Origin of the sequence: Streptomyces sp. NPDC057438 (assembly GCF_042802995.1) — a bacterium.
Lineage (GTDB): Bacteria > Actinomycetota > Actinomycetes > Streptomycetales > Streptomycetaceae > Streptomyces.
Genome location: NZ_JBHVDD010000109.1, coordinates 19,843 through 27,241 on the forward strand (window position 1 = coordinate 19,843; position 7,399 = coordinate 27,241).

The window sequence follows — 7,399 nt, forward strand, 5'->3', positions numbered from 1 at the left end:
TCCGACAGGTCGAACGCGCAGCCCCCGCTCTCCGGGGGACATCCCGGGAGAACGGGGGCTTCGTGCACCGCGACTACTTCACGGGGCGTATCAGTTCCCAGGTGTCGACAGCGAAGTCCAGCTTCATGCCGTGCCGTTCGTAGAGGGCGAGGGCACCGGTGCTGTTGTCGGTGTCGACGCCCAGACCGATGCGGTCGCGGCCCAGCGCCGCGAAGTGACCGAAGGCGTGACCGAGCAGCAGACTGCCCAGGCCCCGGCCCCGGGCCTCGCGCAGGACGCCGATGCTGGCGATCCAGGCCATCGCGGACCGGTCGTTGCGGCACCGCACGGCCGCCGTGTCGCCGAGACCGTCGACGTGCGCGATCCAGGTCAGGGACCAGTCGACGTGCTCGGCGTCGATGTCGTCCAGCCACTGCTCGTACGTGCGCGGCTGGAAGTCGAAGTGGTCGGCGAAGGCGGCCTGGAGCAGGGCGTGGGCCTTCCTGCGGTCCGGCTCGGCGGAGCAGTCGCGCAGGGTCACCCCGGGCGGCGGAGTCGCCGCCGGCCCGGCGGGGGACAGGGGGCGGGCCATCACGTGGTAGCGGCGGACCGTGCGCCAGCCGCGCTCGCGCAGGGCGTCCAGGTCCATCGTCGGCGCGATGTTGAGGTGCATGTGCACGACGGCCCGGTCCGCGCCGTTGGCCGCCGCACGCTCCGCCGCGCGGGCCTCCATCAGCTCGAACAGGTGCAGGGCGCCGAGGGGTTGGTCCGGCAGCGTGTAGTGGTCCATGTCGATGCGTTCGCCGCCGGACTCGTCCCACTGCAGCCCGTAGGCCACCAGCCGGTCGCCGTCGAACAGCAGCCAGGAGTCACGCGCCAGATCCGTCTCGGGATGCTTCAGGTCGGCCCGTACCTCGGCCAACTCGGTCTCGGCGCGGCCGATCTCCAGCACGTCGATCTCGTTGAGCAGCGCGCACACCGCCTCCGCGTCGTCGAGCGTCGCCGGGCGCACGGTCAGGCCGGGCGGCAGGGGGATGGGGTGCGTCGTCGTCATGGGGCCACTGTCGGGGGGCGGTGGCCGGGGCCGCAACGGGATTTCGGGGCGGCGGGCGGGCGGTCGCACGCGCCGGCGCCCACCCGTGCCGCCCCGGTGCGCGCGACAGCGGCCACCCGCACCGCAGGCGGCCGCGGGCGTACACCGGCGTACGAGGCCGTACGCAGGCGAACCCGGACGTACGCAGGTGCACGCGGACGGTCCGTCAGGCCGCCACCGGCAGTCCCGGCGTCCGGAAGACCCGCTGCTCCGCGTCGACGGCGAACACCTCGCAGCCCTCCCGGGACGCGGCCCACTCGATGCCTTCCGCGCCCATCGCGAAGGCCGCCGTCGCGGTCGCGTCGGCCTCGGTGAGGGACGGGGCCACGACCGTGAGGCTCAGGAGTCCCGTCGCCGGGCGGCCGGTACGGCCGTCGAGGATGTGGTCCCCGCGCTCGTAGCGGGCGGAGGTGGCGACCGCCCCGTCCGTGAGGGCCAGGACCGTGCAGAGGCGGTCGGCCCGCTCGGGGTGCCGTACACCGACCCGCCACGGACCGCCGGTCGCCGCCACGTCACCACCCGCGTTGAGGCACAGTCGCCTCGCGCCCAGCTCCGTCAGCAGCTCAGCCGCCCGCTGCACGGCCCACCCCTTCACCATCGCGCAGGGGTCGAGCCCCCGCCCCGGCAGCCGTACGTCGAACGCGCCGCCCGTGGCCACCCGGTACTCCTCGCAGAGCGCCAGCACCTCGGCCAGGTCCGGGCTGATCTCCTCCGGCGCCAGTTCGCCCCGGTCCAGCCGCGAGACCTCGCTGTCCTCGCGGAACGGGCTGAACCGCGCGTCGACCTCACGCAGCCAGGCGAACGCCGGCTCCACGGACTCGGCGGTCAGTGTCCCCGCGCGGCCGATGTCCCCTCCGCTGTTCCCGCCCTCGTGCTCGCCGTCCTCGACGAGCAGCGAGATCGGGAACCCCATGATGTGTTCGACGCGGCGCACCGGGTCAGGCCTTCGTGTCGAGGGCGGCCTGGAGGGACTCCCGGTAGCCGTCGCTGGTGATGGTGGCGCCGGAGACGGTGTCGATGTCGGCAGTCTGCGCCGCCAGCGTCTCCTTGATCAGCACCGGGACGGCCGCCTCGGTCTGCGGGTGGTCCGGCTGCTTCAGCATCTTCACCGAGGCGATCGCGTCGCCCTCGAAGGTCACCTGGACCTGGACGTCACCCTTGGACGTACCGACGGTCGGTCCGGCGACGGTCCGGCTCGTGCTCTCCTGCGGCGCCTGCGCGTCGGAGGAGTCGGTCGAGGACGCCGGGTCGGTCGAGGACGCGGACTTCTCGTTCTCGTCGATCGCCGCCTGGAGGGACTGCCGGTAGGCGTCGCTGGTGATGGTGGCGCCGGAGACGGTGTCGATGTCGGCGCTCTGCGCCGTGAGCGTCTCCTCGATCAGCACCGGCACCGCCGCTTCCGTCTGCGGATGGTCCGGCTGTCGGAGCATGCTCACGGCCGTGATCTTCTCGCCCCGGAAGGTCGCCTGGACCTGCACGGGGCCCTTCTCGGTGTCGACCGTCGGGCCCTTGACCACGGTCGAGCCCGCCGTGGCGGACGCGGAGGCGGACGGCGCGGGCTCGGCGGTCACCGTGGTGGTCGTCCCGGTCGAGGGGGTGTAGCGCCACACGGGGACCAGCGCGGCGGCGCTGAGGACCAGGGCGGGAATGACTCGTTTCACAGTGCGTTCCTGTCCCTCAGCCGGCCAGGCTGAAGCGTTCGAAGTGGATCTGCGGCTTGGGTACGTCCAGCTCGCGCAGGCTGCCGAGGACCGCGTTCATCATCGGCGGGGGCCCGCACAGGAACACGTCCCGGTCGGTGATGTCCGGCACCATGCGCCGCAGCTCGCGCGCCGCCAGCAGGTCGGGGCTGACCGGGCCGGAGACCAGGTGCAGCTCGGCACCCTTGTCGAAGGCGAGCCGCTGCAGCTCGTCGTAGAGGACCGCGTCCTGCTTCGCGCCCACCCGGTAGATGACCACGGCGTGTCCCTCGATCTCCTCCAGCAGGGCCCGGATGGGGGTGACGCCGACGCCGCCGGCGATGAGGACGGACTCCGGCCGGGTGCGGTGCATCGCGGTGAAGGCGCCGTAGGGACCCTCGGCGAACACGCGGGTGCCGACCTTCACATGGCGCAGGGCGGCGGAGCCCTCGCCGGCCGCCTTCGCGGTCAGCCGCAGCTGCTTGCCGTCGGGCGCGGCCGACAGCGAGAACGGGTTGGCCTGCCACCAGCGGTCCCGGGTCAGGAACCGCCACAGGAAGAACTGGCCGGCCCGTGCGGGCATCCGGTCCAGGTCACGGCCGCTCATGTAGATCGACACGACGTTGTCGGCCTCGGGCACGACGGCGGTGACCCGCAGCTGGTGACGCCAGTTGCGCCACAGCGGCAGCACCAGTCGGCCCAGGAACACGGAGGCCAGGGCCACGCCCCACAGCACGTACCAGTACGCCGTCGCCGTCTTCGAGGAGGCGAAGGAGGTGCCCGCCGTGACCTGGTGCGTGAAGGCCAGCACCACCGCGACGTAGGTGTAGAGGTGGATGAAGTGCCAGGTCTCGTAGGCCAGCCTGCGGCGGGCGAAGCGGGCCGAGACGACACCGATCACGATGATGATGCCGAGCGCGACGATCGCGCGCAGCACGCCCTCGACGGTCTCGGCGAGGTCGACCAGCTGGCTGACCGGGTCCATGTCCGAGGACTGCGCGTACCCGAAGCTGATGAACACACCGTGCGCGACCAGCAGCCACAGCACCGAGAAGCCGGTCCAGCGGTGCCAGGAGGTCAGCCGGTCCATGCCGATGCGCCGGTCGAACCACGGCAGCCGGGCCACCAGCAGCAGCTGGAACGCCATCAGCAGCGCGCCGTACAGACCGGTCAGGCGGCCCAGCACGATGAGGGCGTTCGAGGCGAAGCCCCCCTGCACGAAGAAGAAGGTCACCACGGCCACGTTCGCCGCCAGCACCGTGTACAGACCGGTGCGGGCGACCACTTTGGGACGCGCTCCCGGGCGGCCGACCGCCGCGGGCGGTTGTTGGAGAGTGGTCACGGTGACAGCTCCTTGATCAGGTGGGGATACGAGCTTCGCCGGTGCGCGCTGTCGTTTTCCTGTCGGACAACTTTCAAGTTTTTATCGATCAGCTGCCAAATCGTGAGCGGCTATGGCGTGCGGCGATCGGTGCCGCACTATGAGCACGTGGAAAAAGTGCGACTTCTCGTGGTGGACGACGATCCGCCGATCGCTGACCTGGTGGCGACCGTCGCCCGCTACGAGGGCTGGGACGCGGTAACGGCACACTCCGGCGAGGAAGCGCTCAGGCAGGCGGCCGCGTTCCGTCCCGACATCGTGGTCCTGGACCTGATGCTGCCGGGCGTGGACGGCTTCGGCGTGCTCGACCGGCTGCGCCAGTCCGGCACGATGGTGCCCGTGGTGTTCCTGACCGCCCGCGACGGCGTCGCCGACCGTGTCGCGGGCCTCACCCGGGGCGGCGACGACTACCTGGTCAAGCCCTTCGCCGTGGAGGAGCTGATGGCCCGGCTGCGCACCGTGCTGCGCCGCAGCGCCGGCCCCGCCTTCCAGCGGTCCGTGCTCCATGTCGCGGACCTGTCGATGGACGAGGACACCCGCGAGGTCCGGCGCGGCGACAGGCTCCTGACCCTCACCCCCACCGAGTACGAGGTCCTGCGCTACCTCATGCGCAAGTCCCCGACCGTCCTCACCAAGGCGCAGATCCTCGACCACGTCTGGGAGTACGGCTTCGGCGGCCGCTCCAACGTCGTCGAGCTGGTCGTCAGCCGGCTGCGCCGCAAGCTGGACGACACCGGCGAACCCCTCATCCACACCGTCCGGGGTTTCGGCTACGTTCTGCGGCAGGCCACGGAGTGATCGCCCGGCTCAGGCAGAGCTACCGCTCCACGCGCCTCGGCACCCGGCTGGCCCTCGGCCTCGGCGCCCTGGCGCTCGTCGTGTTCGCCGTCGTCGGCAACGCGCTGACCATGTACATGCGCGACTATCTCTCCGCCCAGCTCACCGAACAGCTGAGGATCGCGCAGGTCGCCCAGTCCAAGAGCATCGCGGACGACGGCACGCTCAAGGGCAAGAAGTACTGGGGCTGGTACTACGCGGTGTACGACACCTCCGGCGGCACCCCCGTCCTCCGCACGCCCGAGGACCCCGCCGACGTCCCCAAGGACGTCGAGGAGTTCACCCTCCTGGCCAAGGCGTTGACCGGGGAGGGCACGGAGGTCACCCGTACCGAGCACCTGCGGGGCGCGGGCCAGTACCGGCTGCGGGCCTGCGAGGTCGAGCCCGGCACGGTCCTGGTCAGCGCCGCGCCGATGGAGGACATCGACGACACCGTGACCCGGCTGATCACGGTCCAGGTCGTCACGTTCGCCCTCGCCCTGCTGGCACTCGTCGTCTTCGGCCGGGCCATGCTGCGGCGCGGACTGAAACCGCTGAGCGACATGGCGCACACCGCCCGCGGCATCACCTCGCACGACCTGACGGACTCGGCGCGGCTGCCGGTCCGCCACGACAACCGCGACGGGGGCTTCGAGGTCGAGGAGCTGCGCACCGCCTTCAACACCATGCTGGAGCACATCGACGACGCGCTCGCCGTCCGCACCGAGGCCGAACAGCGCCTGCGCCGCTTCGTCGCCGACGCCTCCCACGAACTGCGCACGCCCCTGATGTCGGTACGCGGATACGCCGACCTCTTCCAGTACGCCGCCGCCCACAGCCCCGAGGAACGCGACAAGCACCTCGCCCGGCTGCGCGCCGAGGCCGCCCGCATGGGGTACCTGCTGGACGACCTGCTGATGCTCGCCCGCCTCGACGCCGCCGACGTGGAGACCCCGCTGCGGCTGGAGGAGGCCGATCTGGTGGGGCTGACGCTCCAGGCGGCGGACGCCTTCCGGGCGGGCCACCCCGACCACCCGCTGACCGTGACGACCGGCTCCGACCCCGTACGCCTGCGCCTGGACCCCCTGCGTCTGCGCCAGGTCCTCGACAACCTCCTCACCAACGCCGCCGTGCACACCCCCCGCGGCACGGAGGTCCGTCTGGAGGTGCGCGTCGTGTCCGGCACGGCCGAGGTGCGGATCACCGACTTCGGCCCGGGCATTCCGGCCGACGACCAGGAGCGCGTCTTCGACCGCTTCTACCGCGTCGACAAGGCCCGCAGCCGCGACCGGGGCGGCAGTGGCCTCGGTCTGGCCGTCGCCCGCTCCCTGGTCCGCGCCCACGGCGGCACCCTCACCCTGACCGCCGAGCCGGGCACGACGACGTTCACGGTGCGTCTGCCGTCGGGCGGCGGGGTGGGTGAGGGCGAGGTGTAGCGGAGGCGGAGGCGGCGCGGTCGCCCCGGCCGGCTGAGGTGTCAGACGGCGGCCCAGGCGTCGTCCACCGGCAGAATCACGCCGTTGACGAAGGCCGCCGCGTCGGAGGCGAGGAACAGAATCGCGTCGGCCTGCTCCTCGGCGGTGCCGAGGCGGCCGATGGTGGCGCCGATCAGCTCGCCGACGACGGCGGGGCCGTGGGCCTGCTGGTCGGCGTCCACCTTGATGTTGGTCAGCGTGGGGCCGGGGGCTATCGCGTTGGCCCGGATGCCCTGCTTGCGGTACATCACCGACAGACTCTTCACCAGCCCGACGACACCGTGCTTGGACGCGGTGTAGGCGGCTCCGGCCGCGCTGCCGCGCAGTCCGGCCTCGGAGGCGGTGAAGACGATCGCGCCGCGCCCCGCCTCCAGCATGTGCGGCAGCGCTGCCCGGGTGAGCAGGAACGGCGCGGTCAGGTTGACCCGGATGACCCGCTCCCACTCGTCGTCGGCCACGTCCGCGAGGGCCGACATCCGGTCCATGATCCCGGCGTTGTTCACCAGCACGTCCAGCCCGCCGAAGGCGTCCACCGCCCGCTCGACGACCGTGTCGACGACCGCCTGCTCGCTGAGGTCGCCGACCACCGCGAGGGCGGTGCCGCCGGCCGTCCCGATCGCCTCGACGGTCTCCTCGGCGGCTTTCTCGTCGAGGTCGGCGACCAGTACCTTCGCGCCCGCCGCGGCGAACTTCAGGGCCGCGGCCCGGCCGATGCCGGAACCGGCGCCCGTGACGACGACACCGCGGCCGTCGAGCCCGTCAATGCTCATGAACTGATCCTCTTCCGTAGGGGCGGGGCGGGGGGCCGGGCGGGGTTTTCGCCCCGCGGCCGGCCCCCCCACCGTGGTGCGGGGGGTGTTTGGGGGGGGCCCCCCCCCCCGGCGGGGCGCCCCCCCCCCCCCGCCGGGCCCCCCCCCCCCGCCCGGGCCCGCCGGGCCCCGAACCGCCCCACCCCCCCCCCCCCCGACGCGGGGCC

The 7,399-nt window shown here is 72.5% G+C and carries 7 protein-coding genes; 2 read left to right on the forward strand and 5 right to left on the reverse strand.

Annotation, left to right across the window (positions count from 1 at the left end):
- Positions 1 to 73: 73 nt before the first annotated feature.
- The 4 genes from ACFU5F_RS37405 to ACFU5F_RS37420 form a co-directional block, all read right to left on the reverse strand.
- Positions 74 to 1,033 carry a GNAT family N-acetyltransferase gene (locus ACFU5F_RS37405; RefSeq protein WP_383897494.1) on the reverse strand — a complete coding sequence of 320 codons (960 nt, stop codon included), beginning with the start codon at positions 1,031 to 1,033 and terminating at the stop codon, positions 74 to 76.
- Between the two features lie 205 nt (positions 1,034 to 1,238).
- Positions 1,239 to 2,006: an FAD:protein FMN transferase gene (locus ACFU5F_RS37410; protein ID WP_383897496.1), complete on the reverse strand. Its 768-nt coding sequence runs from the start codon at positions 2,004 to 2,006 to the stop codon at positions 1,239 to 1,241.
- Positions 2,007 to 2,010: 4 nt separating this feature from the next.
- The gene (locus ACFU5F_RS37415; protein ID WP_383897498.1) at positions 2,011 to 2,733 is read right to left on the reverse strand and encodes an FMN-binding protein; all 723 of its coding nucleotides are present in this window, start codon (positions 2,731 to 2,733) and stop codon (positions 2,011 to 2,013) included.
- A gap of 16 nt (positions 2,734 to 2,749) precedes the next feature.
- Entirely contained in the window at positions 2,750 to 4,093 is a 1,344-nt protein-coding gene (locus ACFU5F_RS37420; RefSeq protein WP_383897500.1) for a ferric reductase-like transmembrane domain-containing protein, read from the reverse strand.
- A gap of 147 nt (positions 4,094 to 4,240) precedes the next feature.
- On the opposite strand from ACFU5F_RS37420, the gene ACFU5F_RS37425 reads away from it, so the two are divergent.
- Positions 4,241 to 4,930: a response regulator transcription factor gene (locus ACFU5F_RS37425; protein WP_078907355.1), complete on the forward strand. Its 690-nt coding sequence runs from the start codon at positions 4,241 to 4,243 to the stop codon at positions 4,928 to 4,930.
- Positions 4,927 to 6,384, forward strand: a complete 1,458-nt coding sequence (locus tag ACFU5F_RS37430) for a sensor histidine kinase (RefSeq protein ID WP_383897502.1) — start codon at positions 4,927 to 4,929, stop codon at positions 6,382 to 6,384. The genes ACFU5F_RS37425 and ACFU5F_RS37430 overlap by 4 nt, the downstream gene beginning before the upstream one ends.
- Positions 6,385 to 6,425: 41 nt before the next feature.
- Here the strand turns inward: ACFU5F_RS37430 and ACFU5F_RS37435 are convergent, their stop codons facing one another.
- The gene (locus tag ACFU5F_RS37435) at positions 6,426 to 7,193 is read right to left on the reverse strand and encodes an SDR family NAD(P)-dependent oxidoreductase (protein WP_383897504.1); all 768 of its coding nucleotides are present in this window, start codon (positions 7,191 to 7,193) and stop codon (positions 6,426 to 6,428) included.
- Between the last annotated feature and the right edge of the window lie 206 nt (positions 7,194 to 7,399).

What these genes read in the sequence shown, in the direction of transcription:
- ACFU5F_RS37405 (WP_383897494.1), bottom strand. Translation starts at nt 1,033, where the DNA reads ATGACGACGACGCACCCCATCCCCCTGCCGCCCGGCCTGACCGTGCGC.
- ACFU5F_RS37435 (WP_383897504.1), bottom strand. Translation starts at nt 7,193, where the DNA reads ATGAGCATTGACGGGCTCGACGGCCGCGGTGTCGTCGTCACGGGCGCC.